The organism is Actinomadura livida (assembly GCF_014648675.1).
In the GTDB taxonomy this organism is placed as follows: domain Bacteria; phylum Actinomycetota; class Actinomycetes; order Streptosporangiales; family Streptosporangiaceae; genus Spirillospora; species Spirillospora livida.
On sequence record NZ_BMRO01000004.1, the window covers coordinates 276,638 to 296,508 of the forward strand.

Annotated in this window: 14 protein-coding genes and 1 pseudogene; 8 read left to right on the forward strand and 7 right to left on the reverse strand. The window is 73.9% G+C overall.

Translation table 11 applies throughout. The annotated features are described in order from the left end of the window. On the forward strand, positions 1-174 hold a 174-nt coding region (locus tag IEZ03_RS10965; protein WP_189241184.1), incomplete at its 5' end, for a DUF397 domain-containing protein. 212 nt (positions 175-386) lie between these two features. Here the strand turns inward: IEZ03_RS10965 and IEZ03_RS37775 are convergent. Further along, the gene (locus tag IEZ03_RS37775; RefSeq protein WP_229808208.1) at positions 387-2,216 is read right to left on the reverse strand and encodes a serine/threonine protein kinase; all 1,830 of its coding nucleotides are present in this window, start codon (positions 2,214-2,216) and stop codon (positions 387-389) included. Positions 2,217-2,415: 199 nt separating this feature from the next. On the opposite strand from IEZ03_RS37775, the gene IEZ03_RS10975 reads away from it, so the two are divergent. Beyond that, complete coding sequence (locus IEZ03_RS10975; RefSeq protein WP_184888584.1) at positions 2,416-3,039, forward strand: TetR/AcrR family transcriptional regulator; 624 nt, start codon at positions 2,416-2,418, stop codon at positions 3,037-3,039. An 82-nt stretch (positions 3,040-3,121) separates the two neighbouring features. On the opposite strand, the gene IEZ03_RS10980 is transcribed toward IEZ03_RS10975, so the two are convergent. Next, positions 3,122-3,325 carry a hypothetical protein gene (locus IEZ03_RS10980; protein ID WP_184888582.1) on the reverse strand — a complete coding sequence of 68 codons (204 nt, stop codon included), beginning with the start codon at positions 3,323-3,325 and terminating at the stop codon, positions 3,122-3,124. A 208-nt stretch (positions 3,326-3,533) separates the two neighbouring features. On the opposite strand from IEZ03_RS10980, the gene IEZ03_RS38535 reads away from it, so the two are divergent. Next, positions 3,534-3,659, forward strand: coding sequence for a hypothetical protein (locus tag IEZ03_RS38535; RefSeq protein WP_268248534.1), 126 nt, complete (start codon positions 3,534-3,536; stop codon positions 3,657-3,659). 4 nt (positions 3,660-3,663) lie between these two features. Here IEZ03_RS38535 and IEZ03_RS10985 read toward each other — a convergent pair whose 3' ends face one another. Further along, positions 3,664-5,463 carry an AAA family ATPase gene (locus tag IEZ03_RS10985; RefSeq protein ID WP_189241185.1) on the reverse strand — a complete coding sequence of 600 codons (1,800 nt, stop codon included), beginning with the start codon at positions 5,461-5,463 and terminating at the stop codon, positions 3,664-3,666. Between the two features lie 202 nt (positions 5,464-5,665). Between IEZ03_RS10985 and IEZ03_RS10990 the strand changes: the two genes are divergently transcribed. From IEZ03_RS10990 to IEZ03_RS11000, 3 genes and pseudogenes are all read left to right on the forward strand, one after another. Continuing rightward, on the forward strand, positions 5,666-7,204 hold the full coding sequence (locus IEZ03_RS10990; RefSeq protein WP_184888578.1) for a hypothetical protein: 1,539 nt from the start codon (positions 5,666-5,668) through the stop codon (positions 7,202-7,204). Positions 7,205-7,452: 248 nt separating this feature from the next. Beyond that, on the forward strand, positions 7,453-10,875 hold the full coding sequence (locus IEZ03_RS10995) for a pyruvate carboxylase (protein WP_184888576.1): 3,423 nt from the start codon (positions 7,453-7,455) through the stop codon (positions 10,873-10,875). A 246-nt stretch (positions 10,876-11,121) separates the two neighbouring features. Next, a pseudogene (locus tag IEZ03_RS11000) lies at positions 11,122-12,024 on the forward strand (RNA polymerase sigma factor); the annotation flags it as partial. A 22-nt stretch (positions 12,025-12,046) separates the two neighbouring features. Here the strand turns inward: IEZ03_RS11000 and IEZ03_RS11005 are convergent. The 3 genes from IEZ03_RS11005 to IEZ03_RS11015 all read right to left on the reverse strand — a co-directional run bounded on the left by IEZ03_RS11005 (position 12,047) and on the right by IEZ03_RS11015 (position 14,650). Further along, entirely contained in the window at positions 12,047-12,988 is a 942-nt protein-coding gene (locus tag IEZ03_RS11005) for a threonine/serine dehydratase (RefSeq protein WP_184888573.1), read from the reverse strand. After that, positions 12,985-14,226, reverse strand: a complete 1,242-nt coding sequence (locus IEZ03_RS11010) for an RNA polymerase sigma factor (RefSeq protein ID WP_308427964.1) — start codon at positions 14,224-14,226, stop codon at positions 12,985-12,987. The genes IEZ03_RS11005 and IEZ03_RS11010 overlap by 4 nt, the downstream gene beginning before the upstream one ends. Positions 14,227-14,299: 73 nt before the next feature. Beyond that, entirely contained in the window at positions 14,300-14,650 is a 351-nt protein-coding gene (locus tag IEZ03_RS11015; RefSeq protein ID WP_184888571.1) for a YciI family protein, read from the reverse strand. Positions 14,651-14,952: 302 nt separating this feature from the next. Between IEZ03_RS11015 and IEZ03_RS11020 the strand changes: the two genes are divergently transcribed. Then, positions 14,953-15,864 (forward strand): Sco1979 family transcriptional regulator, encoded by a 912-nt coding sequence (locus tag IEZ03_RS11020; RefSeq protein ID WP_373293576.1) that lies wholly within the window; start codon positions 14,953-14,955, stop codon positions 15,862-15,864. Positions 15,865-15,939: 75 nt separating this feature from the next. Here IEZ03_RS11020 and IEZ03_RS11025 read toward each other — a convergent pair whose 3' ends face one another. Then, a complete protein-coding gene (locus IEZ03_RS11025; RefSeq protein ID WP_184888569.1) occupies positions 15,940-16,500 on the reverse strand; it encodes a dihydrofolate reductase family protein in 561 nt (186 codons plus the stop codon). A gap of 140 nt (positions 16,501-16,640) precedes the next feature. On the opposite strand from IEZ03_RS11025, the gene IEZ03_RS11030 reads away from it, so the two are divergent. Further along, the gene (locus IEZ03_RS11030) at positions 16,641-19,862 is read left to right on the forward strand and encodes an AfsR/SARP family transcriptional regulator (RefSeq protein ID WP_194506006.1); all 3,222 of its coding nucleotides are present in this window, start codon (positions 16,641-16,643) and stop codon (positions 19,860-19,862) included. Positions 19,863-19,871: the final 9 nt, after the last annotated feature.

Consider the following 19,871-nt stretch of genomic DNA (forward strand, 5'->3'; position numbering starts at 1 on the left):
AACTCCCAGGGGAACTGCGTCGAGATCGCCGAACTGCCGGGCGGGCGGATCGCGATGCGCAACTCCCGTCACCCGGACGGCCCCGCGCTGATCTACACCCGCCCCGAGATCGAGGCGCTGATCCTTGGAGCCAAGGACGGCGACTTCGACCATCTCATCGCCTCCCGAAATTGAGATGACTCCGGAAAACCGCCAATCAACCGCCACCTGACCGGCCGGGACGGGGACGCAGAAGTCCCCGGGGCGAGGTCGCGGTGGCAATCGAATCGCGGCGGGTCGGCTCCGGTTCACCGAACGTCGACCCGTCCGCCATCGAGCAGAGGCCACCCCAGGCGCGAGGGTGGCCTTCTTACTTCCCGGCCTGCTTGCTCCCCGCCCCGCTGGGCTCAGCCGCAGTTGCCGTAGGGCGCCGACCGGCCGTTGCCGCCGAACCTGACGCACGTACCGGGCGCCTTCACGTACACGGGTCCCGCGTACCAGGTGAACTGCCCGCTGTCGGCGATGGTGCTGCCGCCCTTCTTCTGGATCCACACCGACGCGGGGGACGCCTCGCCCACGTTCTGCGTCTTCATCATGACGGCGCAGTTGTAGGTGGAGCTGTTGTAGAGCAGGTAGGCGGTACCGCCGGAGACGCTCAGGGAGCGCTGCACGTAGTAGCCGCCTCCATGGCCGCCGCTGTTGCACACCTGCTGCGGGCTGAACTTGTTGGGCGGCTCCTTGCCGGGCTGGGTGCCGCCGTCCCCGCCTCCACCGCCCCCGCTGCCCTTCGTGGGCGTCGAGCCGCCGGGCTGCTGCGGCGTGCCGGGCCGCTGGGACTTGCTCGGGGCCGTCGGGCTCTGGCTCTGCTGCCCCTTCGGCTGCCTGCGGCGCTGCTCCTCCGTCGGGCTCTGGGCCTGCCCCTCCGCGCCGTTCGCCGCCTCCGCGCCGCCCTGCGCTCCGCCGTCCTGACCGGACGCGGCCAACCGCCGGTCGTCCTCGCCGCCGGACCTCGTGGCGGCCCAGGCGGCGCCGCCCGCGATGACGGCGGCCACGGCGACGGCCGCCGCGATCGGGACGACGAGACCGCGCTTCTTACCGCCCGATCCATGGACGGGAGGGGCGGGCGGGGGCGGGCCGGCGTGGTGCCCCTGGGGGCCCGGCAGCGCGCCGAAGGGCGGCGGCTGCGGGGCCGTGTGGCCCCTGACACCGGACGGATCGGTGACCGGGTCGGGCGGCAGGACCGCACCGGCCATCGCGGACGGGCCGGCGTGCGGATCCGTGGAACCCGGCGCCGCGCCCGCGTGGTGCCCGGGGGCCTCGGCCGGGAGCCCGGGGAACGCGGGCAGCGGCTGGACGGACGGCGTCGCCGAAGACGCCCCGCTGGCGGCCCCCACCAGCCGTTCCTGGGCCTCGCGGGCGGTCGGGCGCTGCGCGGGCTCCTTGGCCAGGCACGCCTCGACGAGTTCGCGCATCGGGCTGGGCAGGTCGCCGAGGTCCGGCTCGGCGGTCAGGATCCGGTGCATGACCGTCGCCAGCTCGTCGTTGCCGAACGCGGGACGTCCCGTGGCGGCGAACACCATGGTCGTGCCCCAGGCGAACATGTCGGAGGCCGTGCTGACCTCACCGCCGGTGAAATGCTCGGGCGCCATGTAGGCGGGAGTACCGACGTTCTGCGTTTCCCCCGCCGCGCCCAGCGCGCGCGCCACGCCGAAGTCGATGACCCGTGGGCCGTCCGGCCCCATCATCACGTTGTGGGGCTTGAAGTCGCGGTGCACGATCCCGGCCTGATGGATCGCGGTGAGCGCCGTCAGGGTGCTGATGGCGAGCCGTTCTAGCGCCCCGCCCCTGCGCGGCCCCTCCGTGCGCACGACATGGTGCAAAGAAACGCCTGGGACGTACTCACTGACGATGTAGGGCTGGTCCCCGGCGACGTCGGCGTCTATGACCTGCGCGGTGCAGAACCGCGCCACCCGCTTGGCGACTTCAAGTTCGCGGACGAAGCGCGCGCGGGCGGACTCGTCCCCCGCGAGCCCGCCGTGCAGGAGCTTGATGGCGACGTGGTCCTCGACGGCGAGGCCGTCCTCGGCGGCGCCGCCCGCGGACTCACCGGCGGGGCGGCCGAGGAAGACGGCGCCCTGGCCGCCCTCGCCCAGGCGGCCGAGGATCTCGTACCCGCCCAGCCGGGTCGGATCCCCCGACCGCAGTGGATGGGCATCCGGCATCGTCCTGTCCGTCACGCCATTCGCTCCCCGTCACTATCGGTGCATTGTCACTTTCGGCTCATCGGCGGAACATCGCCGCACCACCCCGGGCGTCCCCGCAAGACTATGGACACAAGATGGTAGGTGCTCCGCGGAGCAGTTGATCTAGCCCATGGCACTACCTTGGTTAACAGGACTACAGTCCGATTCAAGCGGGTTGAGAGGGCGTGCAGTGATGGACCGCGGTCCCGCCGGGAGGAGCGTCGACCTGGAGCTGATGCGGACGCCCCCGCCCAAGGAGCGCGCGGACGCCGCGCGCAACCGGGTGAAGGTCCTCGAAGCGGCCGCGGCGATGTTCGCCCGGCACGGCGTCGAGTCGGTCTCGATGGACGCGGTCGCCGCCGCCGCGGGCGTCGGCAAGGGGACGCTCTTCCGCCGCTTCGGCGACAAGGCGGGCCTGGCCGTGGCGCTCCTGGACGAGCGCGAGCGCGAACTCCAGGACGCGATCCTGTCCGGCCCGTCCCCGCTCGGGCCGGGCGGCCGGGGCGAGGCCGTCCCGCCCGCCGAGCGCCTGCACGCCTTCGCCGACGCCTACCTGGACTACGTCCTGGAGCACCTGTCCCTGGTGCGCATGTCCGAGACGGCCTCGCCGGGCGCCCGGTACCGCATCGGCGCCTACGGCTTCTGGCACCGGCACGTGACGATCCTGCTCGACCAGATCGTCGCCGACGGGGACGCGCTGGCGCACGCGCTGCTCGCCGTCCTCAGCGCGGAGCACCTGACCGCGATGATCGAGAACGTGGGCGCGGAACGCACGCGCGCCGCCGTCCGCGCTCTCTTCGACGTGGCGGGCTCCTAGCAGCCCCGGATACAACGAAGCCCCCGTGGCGGGCACGGGGGCTGTGCGGTGTCCGGCTCGGGCAGGGCCGGAACGGACGATGTCAGGCCGGGTCGGGAGTCCGCCGCTCTGGGAACTGCTCCGCCCGGCCGTTCCCATTGCCCGGCGGGCCCTCCTCGGCGTGGCCTCGTCGGCCGGCCTCGGCGTGGCCGCGCTCGAGTCGCGCGGCGACCATCAGGGCGCGCAACGACGTCGTCTTCACGTTCGCGTGGGCGCTGGAACGGGTTCTGGGGATGCTGCTGGGCAAGACCGGCCTCCGTGAGTTCGTCGACGTTAGTTGCAACTGCAAGATTTTCCCTCGTATTCCGAGTGATCGCCGCTTTTTCCACCGGCCGGCTCCGGTCGCTGCCTCTCCCGCCCTATCTACCTGGCCGCCTACGTCGCCGAGTCCGGGATCGATCCGCGGGACGAGTTCGGCACGCCCGAGGTTCGCCTACGCCGCCTTCATCGCCGCCGTGTGCGCGGTCTGGGGCGTGTTCGCCCCGGAGGAGTCCCGCACGAGCTTCCTCACCGGGTTCGTGGCGGGCGCGCTCGTCGCGGCGGCCGTCGTGGCCGTCCGCCTGTGGCGCGCCCGCCGCTGAACGGTCAGAGGTACAGCCCCGGCCCCTCGGCGGGCGCCGCGGACCCGGCGGGCTCCAGGTCGCCGGCCGCCAGGGTGGACAGCTCGGCCGCGTCCGACGAGTCGGTGAGGCGTTCGGACTGGGCGGCGACCGCGGCGTCGAGGAGGTTGCGCATGAGGCGCCCGTTCCCGAACGCGGGCCCGCGCGGGACGTCGCGGATCAGCGTGCGCAGCCGCGCGGGGACGCCGGGGCCCAGGCGGAGCCCCTCCGCGGCGGCGAGGTGCTCGAAGATCTGGACCAGCTCGTCGTCGGAGTAGTCGGGGAAGGCGACGCGCTTCGGGAAGCGGGACGCGAGCCCGGAGTTCGCGGCGAGGAAGGACTCCATCTCCCGCTCGTAGCCCGCGGCGATCACGACGAGGTCGCTGCGGTACTCCTCCATGAGCTGGACGAGCGTGGAGACGGCCTCCTGGGTGTAGGAGTCGCCCGCGAGGGAGTACGCCTCGTCGATGAACAGGACGCCGCCGAGGGCCTGCTCGACGGCGGCCCGCACCCGCGGGGCGGTCTGGCCGATGTAGGAGCCGATGAGGTCGGCGCGGGCGACCTCGACGAGGTGCCCGGACGACAGCAGCCCGAGATCGGCGTAGGCGGAGGCGACGAGGCGGGCGACCGTCGTCTTCGCGGTGCCGGGGTTGCCGGTGAACACCATGTGCCGGGTCGGGACGGTGACCTGCTGCCCGGCGGCGCGGCGCAGGTCGCCGGCGCGGGCCTCGGCGGCGAGGCGGTGCACCTCCTTCTTCACGTCCGCGAGGCCGATGAGCCCGTCGAGCTCGGCGAGCGGGTCGGTGACGGGCCGGACGCGGGTGGCGCCGCTCAGCGTGTCCGGGATGTCCTCGGCGAGGAGCGCGGACAGTTCCTCCGGGGTGGGCTTGCGCAGGGCGGTGATGCGGCGGGCCTGGAGGACGGTGGCGCGCTCGCACAGGTTGCGCATGGTGCGGGCGTTGCCGAACGAGCGGCCGCGCGGGGCGCGGCGGAGCAGGTCGGCCACCCGGTCGCGGGCGCCCGGCGCCAGTTCGAGGCCGGCGGACTTCACCTGGGTGGAGAAGATCTCGATCAGCTCCCCGTCGGTGAAGTCCGGGAACCGGACCGTGCCGGGGAACCGGGACGCCAGACCGGGGTCGGACGCGATGAACCGCCGCATCTCCCGCTCGTATCCGGCGACGATGACGACGAGGTCGTCGCGGTGGTTCTCCATGAACTTCAGCAGTTCGGCGATGGCCTCGGGGCCGAAGTCCTCCTCCACGCCCTCCTGGTAGAGCGAGTACGCCTCGTCGATGAACAGGACGCCGCCGAGGGCGCGCTGCACCACGTTCCGCGTCTTCACGGAGGTCTCGCCGAGGTACTGGCCGACGAGCGTCGAGCGGGTCGCCTCGACGAGGTGCCCGGACGTCAGCACCCCGAGGTCCTTGAGGATGCGCGCGAACAGCCGGGCCACGACGGTCTTGCCCGTGCCGGGGTTGCCGGTGAACACCATGTGCCGGGCGGGCGGGGCGGGGACGGGCACCCCGGCGTCGCGCCGCATCTTCGTGGCCTTCGCGCCGGCGACGAGGAGCTCGATCTCCTGCTTGACGGAGCCGAGGCCGGTGAGCGCTTCGAGTTCCGCCATCGGGTCGGCGCCGGGGGAGTCGAACGAGGCGGGGACGTCGGGCCGCTTGACGACGAGTTCCTCGCCGGGTTCCGTCCGTTCGCGGACGGATTCCACGACGATGTCGGCGAGCCGCTGCGCGAGGCGGGCGTTCCGCAGGTTGCGGACGGGCGGCGTGCCCACGAGAAGCTGGCCCGCGGCCGTCAGGGCGCGCTTGTGCGCGCGCCCCGCGCTGCTGGACGGCCCGGTTGAACAACTCCGCGTAGCCCTCCGCGGTGAACGGGCGCGTGCGGGCGACCTGGAACCGCAAGGCGAGCCCGGGGTTGACCTCCCGGATCCGGTCGTCTCCACCCGGTTCGCACAGCGCGACGACGTGGAGGTCGTCGTGGACGTCGAGGGCCCGGTGCAACTGCTCCAGGATGGCCTCGCCGCTGCGGTCGTCCTTCGACATGTCGTCGAGGCCGTCGATGACCATGAGCCGCACCCCGGCGCTGTCCCGCGCGTCGTTGTGGAGGTGCACGGTGGCGGCGGAGACCTCCTTGGCGGCGAAGAAGTCGCCGGCCAGCCACAGCGGCGGGTCGGCGAGGCCGTGCCGCTGGACGAGCCGGACGATCTCCTGGGCGGCGTCGCGCTTGCCGGTGCCGTCCGGGCCGACGATCATCAGCCGGACCGGCCCCGGCCCGCTCGCGATCTCCTCCAGCGCGGCGACGACCTCCGGCTGGCCGACGAGGTCGGTCTCCACCTTCACGCGGGTGCGGGCGCCGCCGCGCGGCCGGGACCCGCCCGTGCCGTGGCCCGTGCCGTGGCCCGTGCCGTGGCCCGCGCCGAGGCCCGCGGCGAGCGGGTTGACGATCCGGCGCCGGGGGGTGAACAGGCGGCGGACGTCCTCCTCGAACCCGGCGACCGGGACCCAAACCGGGTCGGGCCTGGCCGGCACGCCGGGCAGCCCCTGGACGGCCGCGGTGAAGCGGACCGCCATGTCGAGCCAGCCGCGGCAGACGTCGATCGCTCCGGCGCCGAGGCCCCGAGCGAGCCACGCCCACTCGTCCACCGACCACGCGTCCGCCTTGAACGAGCCGCGCCTGTCCTCGAAGCGCCCGAGCAGGTCGCCGTACCGGTCCTCGGTGAGGACGACGGCCAGTTCGGCGGGGACCTGGCTCTTCCCGGCCTGCAGCAGCAGGTGGACGAGGAGCTGGTCGGCGTCCTCACCGTGCGGGGCGATCTCGCGCAGGTGCTCGTGGACGGGCAGGAGGCCGGAGCACACCCATTCCAGGTAGCCGATGGGTCCGTGCAGCTCGGGCAGGGCTTCGAAGACGCCGTCGTCGGCCTTGGCCGTCCACAGGTCGCGCCGGCGCTCCGCCGAGAGGCCGAGCCAGTCGCCGTCCGGCGGGTCGCCGTACAGCTTCGCGATGGCCTGGCGGCGGCGCTCGAAGGGCTCCAGGCCATCGAAGACGCCGAGCGACTCGCGCGCCAGGGTGAGCGCCAGCTCCTGGTCGCGGCAGTCCTCCAGCCATTCGAACGGCCGGAACTCCCCGGCGAGGCCGCTCCAGGAGCCCAGCTTCTTCGGGTCGAGCGGCGTGCTCATGAAGCGGCCGAACAGCTCGTGGTACAGCTTCGTGAAGGGGCCGGAGTAGACGGCGCCGGCGCCCGGCAGGTAGGCGAGCACGCTGATCAGCTCGGCGGCGATCAGCGGCGCCGGGTTCTTCATCATGCCGTGCTGGCCGGTGGTCAGCGGGGCGCAGCGCGGATCCGCCACGAAGGCGTCGATGCGGTCGCGGATCTCGTCGTACAGCCCGTCCGGGACGCGCCACGGGCCGTGCGCGTACAGGTCCATGACGGGCTCGTCGGACACGAGAAGTTCCAGATGCTCCGGCAACCGCACGCTCTCCCCCTCTGGCACACCCAATCGGGCGGCACAGCCTAACGAGGGGGGCCGACCAACACCGGGGCGTGGAGAATAACGGCCCATTTTCACCACAAGGCGTGTTCTGTCACATTGTTCACAACTTAGGGGCGGCCCAGGGGGCTCGTCCGGCCGCTCAACTGGGTAGGTATCCGAAGATTCGGTTCGCCCGCCGACCAGGTACCGCTCACCGCCGAGGCTCAGCGCCGAGCCCGGGAGGCCATCGGATGCGGGCGGACGCGCCCGAAGCCGTCTCCTGGGAGAGATACGTGATCAGAAAGCTGCTCGTCGCCAACCGCGGTGAGATCGCCGTGCGCGCGCTCCGCGCCGCCTACGAGCTGGGCATCGCCAGCGTCGCCGTGTACGCGCACGAGGACCGGCTGTCGCTGCACCGGCAGAAGGCGGACGAGGCGTACGAGATCGGCGAGCGCGGCCACCCCGTCCGGGCCTACCTGGACGTGGACGGCATCGTGGAGACCGCGCTGCGCGTCGGCGCCGACGCGGTCTACCCCGGCTACGGGTTCCTGTCGGAGAGCCCCGAGCTGGCCGAGGCGTGCGAGCGCAACGGGATCAGGTTCGTCGGGCCGCCGTCGTCCGTGCTGAGCCTGGCCGGCAACAAGATCGAGGCGGTCGCGGCGGCGCGGCGCGCGGGCCTGCCGGTGCCGCGCTCGGCGACGCCCGAGCCCGGCGCGGAGCTCGCGGCGGCCGACGAGATCGGGTTCCCGCTGTTCGTGAAGGCCGCGGCCGGCGGCGGCGGGCGCGGGCTGCGCCGCGTCGACGACCGGGCGGAACTGGAGGCCGCCGTGGACGCGGCGCGCCGCGAGGCGCAGAGCGCGTTCGGCGACCCGGCGGTGTTCCTGGAGCAGGCGGTGGACCGGCCCCGCCACATCGAGGTGCAGGTCCTCGCCGACGGCGCCGGGAGCGTCGTCCACCTGCGCGAGCGCGACTGCTCGGTGCAGCGCCGCCACCAGAAGGTCGTGGAGATCGCGCCCGCGCCGCGGCTGGACGCGGAGGTGACGCGGCGGCTCTGCGAGGACGCGGTCAAGTTCGCCCGAGAGGTCGGCTACGAGAACGCGGGCACCGTCGAGTTCCTGGTGAACGACCGGGGCGAGCACGTCTTCATCGAGATGAACCCGCGGATCCAGGTCGAGCACACCGTGACCGAGGAGGTCACCGGCATCGACCTGGTGCAGAGCCAGCTGCGCATCGCGGGCGGCGAGAGCCTCGCCGACCTCGGCATCGTCCAGGAGGAGGTGACGGTCAGCGGCTTCGCCGTGCAGTGCCGCATCACCACCGAGGACCCCGCCAACGACTTCCGCCCCGACACCGGCAAGATCTCGGCGTACCGGTCGCCGGGCGGCGCGGGCGTCCGGCTGGACACCGGCACGGCCTACGGCGGCGCGATCGTCAGCCCCCACTTCGACTCGCTGCTGGTCAAGCTGACCTGCCGCGGCCGGACGTTCGAGGAGGCGGTGCGGCGGGCGCGCCGGGCCGTCGCCGAGTTCCGCATCCGGGGCGTCGCGTCCAACATCCCGTTCCTGCGGGCCCTGCTCGACGAGCCGGACTTCCGCGCGGGCGGCGTCACGACCGGCTACATCGCCGAGCACCCCGAGCTGCTCACGGCCCGTTCCAGCGGCGACCGCGCGACGCGGCTCGTCCGGTACCTGGCGGACGTCACCGTCAACAAGCCGCACGGTGACGCGCCCACCGACCTGGACCCCGCGACCAAGCTTCCGCCGCTCGACGCGGACCGCCCGTTCCCAGAGGGCTCCCGTGACCGGCTGATGGCTCTCGGCGCGCGCGCGTTCGCCGAGCAGCTGCGGAACCAGAGCGCCCTGGCCGTCACCGACACCACGTTCCGGGACGCGCACCAGTCGCTCCTGGCCACGCGAGTACGCACTTACGACCTGCTGTCCGCCGCGCCCTACCTCGCCCGCATGACACCGCAGCTGCTCTCCCTGGAGGCGTGGGGCGGGGCCACCTACGACGTCGCGCTCCGCTTCCTGGGCGAATCGCCCTGGGACAGGCTGGCCGCGATCCGTGAGGCCGCCCCGAACCTGTGCATCCAGATGCTCCTGCGGGGCCGCAACACCGTCGGATACACGCCGTACCCCGATTCGGTGGCCCGCGCGTTCATCCGCGAAGCGGCCAGTACCGGAGTCGACATCTTCCGTGTGTTCGACGCCCTGAACGATGTGGAGTGCATGCGTCCCGCCATCGACGCCGCGCTCCAGACCCACGCGCTCGTAGAGGGGACCCTCTGCTACACCGGCGACCTGTCGTCCCCGGACGAGCGCCTCTACACCCTCGACTACTACCTGCGCCTCGCAGAGCAGCTCGTGGAGGCCGGGGTGCACATCCTGTGCATCAAGGACATGGCCGGCCTGCTCCGCGCCCCCGCCGCCCGCACGCTGGTCGCGGCCCTCCGCGAGCGTTTCGACCTGCCCGTCCACCTGCACACCCACGACACCGCGGGCGGCCAGATCGGCACCTACATCGCCGCCATCGAGGCGGGTGTCGACGCCGTCGACGGGGCCGCGGCGCCGCTCTCGGGCACCACCAGCCAGCCGCCGCTGCAGGCGATCGTGGCGGCCACCGACTTCACCGACCACGCCACCGGGATCGACCTGGACGCGCTGACCGTCATGGAGCCGTACTGGGAGGCCGTCCGGAAGCTCTACGCGCCGTTCGAGATGGGCCTCCCGTCGCCGACCGGGCGCGTCTACGAGCACGAGATCCCGGGCGGCCAGCTGTCCAACCTGCGGCAGCAGGCCGTGGCGCTCGGGCTCGGCGACCGCTTCGAGGAGATCGAGCGGCTGTACGCGGCGGCCGACAAGATCCTCGGGCGCCTGGTGAAGGTCACCCCGTCCAGCAAGGTCGTCGGCGACCTGGCGCTGCACCTGGTCGCCGCGGGCGCCGACCCGGACGACTTCGCCGCCAACCCCGACCGCTACGACATCCCCGACAGCGTCATCGGGTTCCTGAACGGCGAGCTGGGCGACCCGCCCGGCGGCTGGCCCGAGCCGTTCCGCACCAAGGCCCTGGCCGGACGCCAGTACACGACGTCTCATGCTGGGGGGTCGACCCCCCAGGCCCCCCGGCAAGTGCGTGGTGTACGCGCCGAGCTCACAGGCGCAGAGGAGAAGGCACTGGCCGGACCCGAAGTGCGCGACACCTTGGACCGGCTCCTCTTCCCCGGCCCGGCCAAGGACTACCGCGAGATGCGCGCGGCCTACGGCGACCTGTCCGTCCTGCCCACCGGCCCGTTCCTCTTCGGGCTCCGCGCCGGGCACGAGGTCGCGTTCGACCTCGAACCCGGCGTGCGCGTCCTGGCCGGGCTGGAGGCGGTCGGCGACATCGACGAGGCGGGCGTCCGGCAGGTCATCTGCACGGTGAACGGGCAGCTCCGGACGCTCTCCGTCCGCGACAAGTCCGTCGTGTCCGACGCGCCGCCGGTCGAGCGCGCCGACCCCGGCGAGCCCGGCCACGTCGCCGCGCCCTTCGACGGCTCGGTGACCCTGCGCGCGGCCAAGGGCGACGAGGTCGCGGCCGGCGACGTCGTCGCCACCATCGAGGCGATGAAGATGGAGGCCGCGATCACCGCGCCGATCGCCGGGACCGTGGCCCGGCTCGCCGTCCCGGAGACGACCCCCGTCCAGGCGGGTGACCTCCTGCTGGTCCTCCAGGCGTAGCCGGAGCGGGCGCCCTCCGGCGGAGCACCCGGAGGAGGGCGCCCGCCGCGGTGGCCGACAGCTGACGGCCGCGAGGGATTATGCCGCCGTGCGGCCGGGTACCGAGATCGCGTGAGCCGTTCCCTCCCGGCCGGGGATGCACCCGGGCAGAAACCTGGTCGAGCACCAGCTGGACGAGCAAAGGACACCATCCTGAACGCCAGCCACGCTCGGAGCGCGTACAACCGCGCCACCGTGAACCTCGTCGACCCGATGAAGGACTACCTCTCCCGCATCGGGCGCACCGCGCTGCTCACCGCCGAGCAGGAGGTCGAGCTGGCCAAGCGCATCGAGGCCGGGCTCTTCGCCCGCGAGCGCCTCGAACGGCTCGGCGACGAGCTCAGCCTCCAGGACCGCGCCGACCTCGAATGGATCGCCGCCGACGGGAGCCGCGCCAAGGAGCACATGGTCGAGGCCAACCTCCGCCTCGTCGTCTCCCTCGCCAAGCGCTACATGGGCCACGGCCTCCCGCTGACCGACCTCGTCCAGGAGGGCAACCTCGGGCTCATCCGCGCCGTGGAGAAGTTCGAGTACCGCCGCGGCCTGAAGTTCTCCACCTACGCCGTCTGGTGGATCAAGCAGGCGATCAGCCGCGCGCTGGCCGACCAGAGCCGCACGATCCGCATCCCCGTCCACGTCGTCGAGGTCCTCAACCGGATGACGCGGGTCCGGCGGCGGATGGCGCAGGACCTCGGCCGCGAGCCGACCTCGCGGGAACTGGCCGTCGAGCTGGACGTCACGCCCGAGAAGGTGGAGTGGCTGCGGCGCCAGGCCCGCGAGCCGCTGTCCCTGCACACCCCGCTCGGCGAGGACGGCGACGGCGAGCTCGGCGACGTCATCGAGGACCCGGACGGCGGCGACCCCGCCGACGTCGTCGCGTCCTCGATGCTGCGCGGCCGCCTCGACGCGGTCCTGGAGACGCTCACCGAGCGGGAGGCGGGCGTGATCTCGATGCGGTTCGGCCTGGCCGGCGGCGAGCCCAAGACGCTCGAAGAGGTCGGCAAGGTCTACGGGGTGACGCGCGAGCGCATCCGGCAGATCGAGTCGAAGGGCATGCACAAGCTGCGCCACCCGTCCCGCCGCGAGACCCTCGCCGACCTGCTCGGCTGACCGGCCTCCCGCGCCGGGCGGGTCAGACCAGGTCGGACGGGTCGGTGTTCGCCCCGCACAGGACGACCACGACGCGTTCGCCGGGCGCGGGACGGTAGGCGCCGGTGCGCAGCGCGGCGACGGCGGTGGCGGTCCCGTGCTCGACGACCAGCCGGTACTCGTCCCAGACGAGGCGGCGCGCGGCGACGATCGCCTCCTCGGAGACGAGGACGGGCCGCACCCCCGTCCGGGACGCGACCGAGAACGCGATGTCGCCGAGCCGGGTGGCGCCGAGGGAGTCGGCGGCGATCCCGGAGACGTCCACGGCGACCGGGCGCCCCGCGTGCAGGGCGCGTTCGAGGGTGGGGATGCGCTCGGGCTCGACGCCGACGACGCGGGCGCGGCCCTCCAGCGCGGTGGCGACGCCCGCCATCAGCCCGCCGCCGCCGACCGCGAGCAGCACGGTGTCGACCTCGCCGCCGGTCTGCTCCAGGATCTCCAGCCCGAGCGTGCCCTGCCCGGCGCACACCTCCGGCAGGTCGTAGGCGTGGCAGGACAGCGCGCCGGTGTCGGCGGCGCGCTTGGCCGCGGCCTCCTGCGCCTGCGCGTACCGGGTGCCGACCTGGGTGACGGCCGCGCCGAGCGCGCGGAGCCGGGCGACCTTCACCGCGGGCGCCGTCTCGGGGACGAACACCTCGGCGGGGACCCCGGCCCGCGCCGCCGCGTACGCGAAGGCGAGACCCGCGTTGCCCCCGGAGGCGGCGACGATGCCGGACGCGGGGAGCCGTCCCGCCTCCCGCGCGGCCAGCACATGGTTGAACGCGCCGCGCGGCTTGAACGACCCGGTGTGCTGCGTCAGTTCGAGCTTCAGCCACATCCGGGCGGCCGGCGCGAGCGGCGCCGGATCGACCTCCAGCAGCGGCGTCCTGCGGACATGGCCCGCGACGCGCGCCGCGGCGGCGTCGACGTCCGAACGAGCGATCACCGGTTCCCCTCTCCTTCTCCGGCCTTGGCGGCGCGGTCCAGCAGTATCTTGCGCTCGGCGGCGTTGCGGGTGAGCTCCGCGGCGCGTTCGAACTGCGCGCGGGCCTCGGCCGCGCGGCCGAGCCGGGCGAGCAGGTCGCCGCGCACGCTCGGCAGCAGGTGGTAGCCGCGCAGGGACGGCTCGTCCGCGAGCTTGTCGGCGACGGCGAGGCCCTCGGCCGGGCCGTGCGCCATGCCGGCCGCCACCGCGCGGTTCAGGTCCACGACGGGGGACGGGGCGACGCTCGCGAGGATGCCGTACAGCGACGCGATCTGTGTCCAGTCGGTGTCCTCGGGCGCGGGCGCCTGCGCGTGGCAGGCGGCGATCGCCGCCTGCAGGACGTACGGGCCGGGCGGCTCGCCGATGGCCTTCGCGCGGAGCAGGGCGGCGAAGCCCCGGTGGATGAGGAGGCGGTCCCAGCGGCCGCGGTCCTGGTCGAGGATCGGGACGGGCTCGCCGGACGGGCCGGTGCGGGCCCTGGTGCGGGACGCCTGGATCTCCATCAGCGCGACGAGCCCGTGCACCTCGGGCTCCTCGGGGGCCAGCCCGGCGAGGATCCGGCCGAGGCGCAGCGCCTCCTGGCACAGGTCCGTCCGCACCCAGTCGTCGCCGGACGTCGCCGTGTAGCCCTCGTTGAAGATCAGGTAGACGACCTCCAGCACCGAGGACAGCCGGGCGGCGCGGTCCGGGCCCTCGGGGACCTCGAAGGGGACGCCCGCGTCCGACAGGGTCCGCTTGGCGCGGACGATCCGCTGCGCGACGGTCGGCTCGGACGTGAGGAACGCCCGCGCGATCTCGTCGGTGGTGAGCCCGCCGAGCATCCGCAGTGTCAGCGCGGCCCTGGCCTGCGTGGACAGGACGGGGTGGCAGGCGGTGAACACCAGGCGGAGGACGTCGTCCTCGATGTGCTCGTCGTCGGGGACGTCGATCTCCGGCGGGGCCTGCGACTCGGTGTCGCGCCCGATCTCCGCCAGCTTGTCCTCGTAGCGGCGCTGCCGGCGGATCCGGTCGATGGCGCGGCGCTTGCCGACGGCCATGAGCCAGGCGCCCGGGTTGTCCGGGACGCCTGACTCAGGCCACTGCTCGAGCGCGGCGACCAGCGCGTCCTGCGCGAGTTCCTCGGCGAGCCCGATGTCGTGCACCATGCGGGCGAGACCGGCGATGATCCGGGCGGCCTCCAGCCGCCACACCGCATCGATGCTCGCGTGTACACCTGAGGCCCCCACGCTGCCGATGAGAGCACCCGCACCGGCCGCCGCGCAAGTTCGGCCCTCAGGCCCCCGGCATGGGGTCCCCGGGGCTGAAGACCTGCTTGATGACGCCCGCGCCGTCCCCGACGATCTGCCAGAACCGCTTGGACAGCTCGATGGCCTCCTCGCGGCTGCGCGTCTCGATCAGCGCGAACCCGACGACGGCCTCCTTGGCCTCGGTGAACGGGCCGTCGGTCACGGTGACCTTGCCGCCGGACGAGTTGATGCGGGCGCCGCCCGGCTCCAGCCCGCCGGTGGCCAGCAGCACCCCGGCCTTGGACATCTCCTCGATGAACTGGCCCATCTCCATCTGCAGCTTCTCGTCGGGCGGACCCTGCTCGCCGGTGTCCGTCGTCATCATCAGGAACCGCATGTCGTCTCCCTGTGTTCGCGGGCCGGTCCCTCCGGCCTCGCTGACGCGTCGAAGAAGGAGTGACCGGATCGACATTCCTTCCGACTTCTTCCAGATTTTTTCCCGGACGCGTATCGTTCCAGGTCGGGGGGGCGCCGATGGCGGAAGCTCAACATAACCGCCCGAATCGCCACAAACTTGACATCTCGTCCCGGTGGGCAAGTGGGGAACTTACGAGTAACTTCTCTGGGTGGAAAGGTTCTTGCGCGTCGGAGGAGGCGTTCCGTGGCAGATCCGGTGACTGGTGCCGTGGGGTGCGGGTCGTGAGCGCGGGCGAACCTCCGGACGAGGCGGCCCCGGTCGCCCCCGCGCAGGAGTACCGGACCGCCGGCCCGACGGTGCTGCGGATGCTGGTCGGCGCGCAGCTGCGCCGCTTCCGCGAGGCCGCCGGGATCTCCACCGAGGCCGCCGGATACGAGATCCGGGCCTCGCACTCCAAGATCAGCCGGATGGAGCTGGGCCGCGTCGGCTTCAAGGAGCGCGACGTCGCCGACCTGCTGACCCTCTACGGCGTGACCGACCCGGAGCGCCGCGAGCCGCTGCTGGAACTGGCCGAGTACGCGAACGTCCCGGGCTGGTGGCAGGAGTACGGCGACGTGGTGCCCGGCTGGTTCGAGCCCTACCTGGGGCTGGAGCAGGGGGCCGTGGTCGTCCGCGTCTACGAGGTCCAGGAGGTCCCGGAGCTCCTGCAGACCGCCGACTACGCCCGCGCCCTGATCGCGGTCAGGCACCCGGAGGCGTCCGGGGACGAGGTCGAGCGGCGGGTCGAGCTGCGGATGCGGCGGCGCCGCGTGTTCGACCGCCCCGACCCGCTGAAGCTGTGGGCGATCCTCGACGAGGCGGCGCTGCGCCGCGTGGTCGGCGGCGCCGAGACGATGCGCGCGCAGATCCGGTACCTCATCGAGATGGCGGGCCGGCCGAACATCACGCTCCAGGTCCTGCCGTTCTCCGTCGGCGGCCACGCGGCCGAGGGCGGCCCGATGACGCTGCTGCGGTTCGCCGAGCCCGACCTGCCCGACGTCGTCTACCTGGAGCAGCTCACCGGCGCGCTCTACCCGGACCGGGCCTCCGACATCATCCGGTACCGGGACGTCCTGAACCGCCTCGGCGTCCAGGCCGAGCCGCCGACGCGCACCCTCTCCATGCTCCACGAGATCGAGGACCGCCTCTCCTGACCCGTCCGGCGGCCTGCCGGACGCGCGAAGGCCGGGCGTCTCCCGCCCGGCCTCCCGCCCGTCTTCGCCCCCGCGCTACGCGGCGGCCGGACGGTAGGTCGCGACGATGACGCCGGTCTTGAACGTCGTGGTGCCGGCCAGTTCGAACGACGCGGCGAAGTTCTCGCGGGTGACCAGTTCCGCCGGGTCGCCGGTACCGACGAACACCGGGTGGATCCACAGGCGCAGCTCGTCCAGCAGCCCGTTCTCGACAAGCGTCCGCGACACCGCGCCGAACCCGTACTGCAGGATGTCCTGGCCGTCCTGCTCCTTCAGCTTGGTGAGCTCGGCGACGGTGTCCGCCCGCTTGATCACCTTCGTGTCGCCCCACCCCGGCTTCTCCAGGGAGTCGGACACCACGTAGTGCGGGAGCGTGTTCATCCGGACGCCGAAGTCGCCGGTGGCCTCCTCCATGGCCGGCCACGCCTGCGCGAAGCCGTCGTAGGTGGCGCGGCCCATCAGCAGGGCGCCGCAGGAGAACAGGAGTTCCTGGGCGTAGGCGGCGGCCTCGTCCTGGAAGTAGGCCGAGGTCCAGTTCTGCGGGTTCTCGATGACGCCGTCGAGCGAGATGTACGTCGAGTTGATGATCTTGCGCATGGTCGCCTCCGTGGCTTGGATCGTGCGCCTTCCGGCTCGATGGAACCACCATGCGCCACACCGTTTACGGCATTCTTACGGTCGCTTTCCGCCGGGGTCGTCGGGCGGGGTTGTCGGACGGCGGCACTAGGGTGCGGCGTGTGCGTTTCGGGGTGCTCGGCCCGCTCGCCGTCTGGACCGACGACGGCGGGCTCGTTCCGGTGCCCGGGCTCAAGGTCCGGGCGCTGCTGGCCGGCCTCCTGGTCCGCGAGGGCCGCCCGGTCCCCGCCGACCGGCTGATCGACGACCTGTGGGGCGACGCCCTGCCCGGCAACCCGATGGGCGCGCTGTCGGCGAAGGTGTCGCAGCTGCGGCGGGTCCTGGAGGACGCCGAGCCGGGCGCGCGGGCGCTGGTGGAGTCGCGTCCCGCCGGGTACCTGCTGTGCGCCGCCGACGAGCAGGTGGACGCGCGGCGCTTCCAGCACCTGGTGGCCGCCGCGCGCCGCGCCGGGGAGCCGGAGGAGACCGCGGCCCTGCTCGCCGAGGCGCTGGAGCTGTGGCGCGGCCCCGCGTTCGCCGACTTCGCGGACGAGCCGTTCACCCGCCCCGCCGCCGCGCGCCTCGGCGAGCTGCGGGTCACCGCGCTGGAGGAGCACGCCGAGGCCCGGCTCGACCTGGGCGGGCACGGCGCCCTGGCCGGTGAGCTCGGCGCCGCGGTCGCCGCCCACCCGCTGCGGGAGCGGCTGCGGGCCGCGCACATGCGGGCGCTCTACCGGGCGGGCCGCCAGAACGAGGCGCTGGAGAGCTACGACGGCTACCGGACGCTGCTCGCGGATGAGCTGGGCCTCGATCCCGGCGCCGAGCTGGCCGATCTCCAGCGCGCCGTCCTCCGGCAGGACCCGGCCCTCGACGCCCCCGCCGCGCCGGAGCCCCGCCCCCGGTCGAACCTGCCCGTCCCGCCGACCGAGCTGATCGGGCGGGACGGCGCCGTCCGGGAGATCCGGGCGCGCATCGGCACCGACCGGCTCGTCACCCTCACCGGCCCCGGCGGCGTCGGCAAGACGCGGCTGGCGATCGAGACGGCGGCCGGGCTCGTGGACGCGTTCGGCGACGGCGTGTGGATGGCGGAGCTGGCCGGGTTCGAGCGCTCCACGGTGCCCGACCTCGCGGAGGCCGTGACCGCGATCCTCGACATCCGGGACGCGCCGGGCACCGGGGGCGCGGCCCTGGACCGGCTCGCGGCGGCGCTCGGCGCCCGCCGGCTGCTGCTCGTCCTGGACAACTGCGAGCACGTGATCGAGCAGGCCGCCGAACTGGCGGAGCGGCTGCTGCGCCGCGTCCCCGGGGTGCGGATCCTCGCCACCAGCCGGGAGCCGCTCGCGCTGCCCGGCGAGGTGGTGTGGTCGGTGCCGCCGCTCGACGTGCCCGGCGAGGGCGACGACCCCGGAGCCGCCGGGGCGGTCCGGCTCTTCGCGACCCGGGCGGCGGCGTCCTCGCGGCGGTTCCGGCTGGACGAGGCGACGGCCGGCCCGGTCGGCGAGCTGTGCCGCCGCCTCGACGGCATCCCCCTCGCCCTGGAACTGGCCGCGACCAAGGTGCGGACGCTCGGCGTGGCGGGCATCGTCGACCGGCTCGACGACCGGTTCCGGCTGCTGTCGTCCGGGCACCGCGGCGCCCCGGCCCGGCAGCGCACGCTCACCGCGATGATCGACTGGAGCTGGGACCTGCTGACCGAGCCGGAACGGGCCGTGCTGCGGCGGCTGTCCGTGCACGCCGACGGATGCGCGGCCGAGTCCGCCGAGGCCGTCTGCGCCGGGCCGGACGTCCCCGCCGGGGAGGTCCTGGACGTCCTGGTGCGGCTGGTCGACCGCTCGCTGGTCGTGATGACGGAGCGGCCGGGCGAGGGGCCGCGCTACCGGCTGCTGGAGTCCGTCGCCGCCTACGCCGCCGAACGCCTGGCCGAGGCGGGCGAGGAGGAGCGGGCGCGCGCCGATCACGGCCGCCACTACCTCGACCTGGCCGAGCGCGCGGAACGGCACCTCTACGGCCCCGACCAGGCGCGCTGGCTCCGCCGGCTCGACCTGGAGTCGGCGAACCTCCGCCTCGCCCTGGACGCCGCCACCGGAGACGCCGCGCTGCGGCTGGTCAACGCGCTCGGCTGGTACTGGTTCCTGCGCGGCCGGCTGACCGAGGCGCTGCGGTCGTTCGACGCGGCGCTCCGGCACGGCGGCGGGGACCCCGTGGTGCGCGCGAGGGCGCTGACGTGGCGCACGGGCCTCGCCGTCCTCAAGAGCGCCCCGCCGGACTGGCGGGCCCGCCGCGACGAGGCCCTCGCCCGCGTCGACGGGACCGGGGACGAGCGGCTGCGGGCCTGGGCGAGGTGGTTCCTGATCTACGCCAACGTCGAACTGGACGATGCCGGCGCGGGCGCCGCGGCGCTGGAGGAGGCGCTGGCCTCGTTCCGCGCGTCCGGTGACCGCTGGGGGGAGGCGGCGGCGCTCGCCCTGCGGGCCCAGCACGCCCACGCCCACGGAGACCCGGTCGCGCTGGAACGCGACGCCGAGCGGGCCGCCGCCCTGTTCGCCGAGGTCGGCGACCGCTGGGGCGGGCTCCAGACGGCGGAGTGGCTCGGCGCGGCGGCCGAGCTGACCGGCGACTACGACCGCGCCGAGCGGCTGCAGCACCGGGGCCAGCGGCTGGCCGAGGAACTGCGCCTGTGGCCGGACGTCGCCGTCCGGATGGCCTGGCGCGGCTGGATCGCCTACCTGCGCCGCGACTACGCGTCCGCCCGCCGGCTGTGCGGCCGCGCGCACCGGGTGGCCGTGGAGCAGGGCTTCGCGCAGGCCGTGACGTTCGCCGCCATCGGCCAGGGCCTGGCGGCGGCCGGCGAAGGCCGGCTGGACGATGCCGAGGACTGCCTGCGCCCTCTGCTGGCGGCGGCGTCCCCGGAGGAGTTCCCCCCGCTCTACCTCACCCTCGTCCAGACGGGCCTCGCCCGTGTGGCCGAGGCCCGCGGCGACGCGGCGCGCGCCCTCACCCTGCAGCGGGACGCCCTGGCCGTCGCGATCCGCCTGGAGGCCCCGCGCGACCTGGCGGGTTCGCTGGAGGGGCTGGCCTGCGCGCTGAGCCTCGCCGGCCGCACCGAGGACGCGGTGCACGCCCTGGGCAAGGCGGCGGCGATCCGCGAGTCGGCGGGCCTACCGCCCAGCCCGGCCGAACAGGAGGACATCGACCGCGCCACCGGCCGGCTCGGCGCCGCCCTCGGCCCGGCCGCGCTCGCCGCGGGCGCCCTCCTCGACCCGGCGGAGATCCTGCGGCGGGCGGAGTCGGTCCCGCCGTCGGGCGCGTCGGTGTGGCGGGCGGAAACGACGCCGGGCACCTAGACGCCGGGC

Coding starts and splice junctions, on each gene's coding strand:
- IEZ03_RS10975 (WP_184888584.1), top strand. CDS start 2,416: ATGGACCGCGGTCCCGCCGGGAGGAGCGTCGACCTGGAGCTGATGCGG.
- IEZ03_RS11015 (WP_184888571.1), bottom strand. CDS start 14,650: ATGCGGTTCCTGATGATGACGACGGACACCGGCGAGCAGGGTCCGCCC.
- IEZ03_RS11025 (WP_184888569.1), bottom strand. CDS start 16,500: ATGCGCAAGATCATCAACTCGACGTACATCTCGCTCGACGGCGTCATC.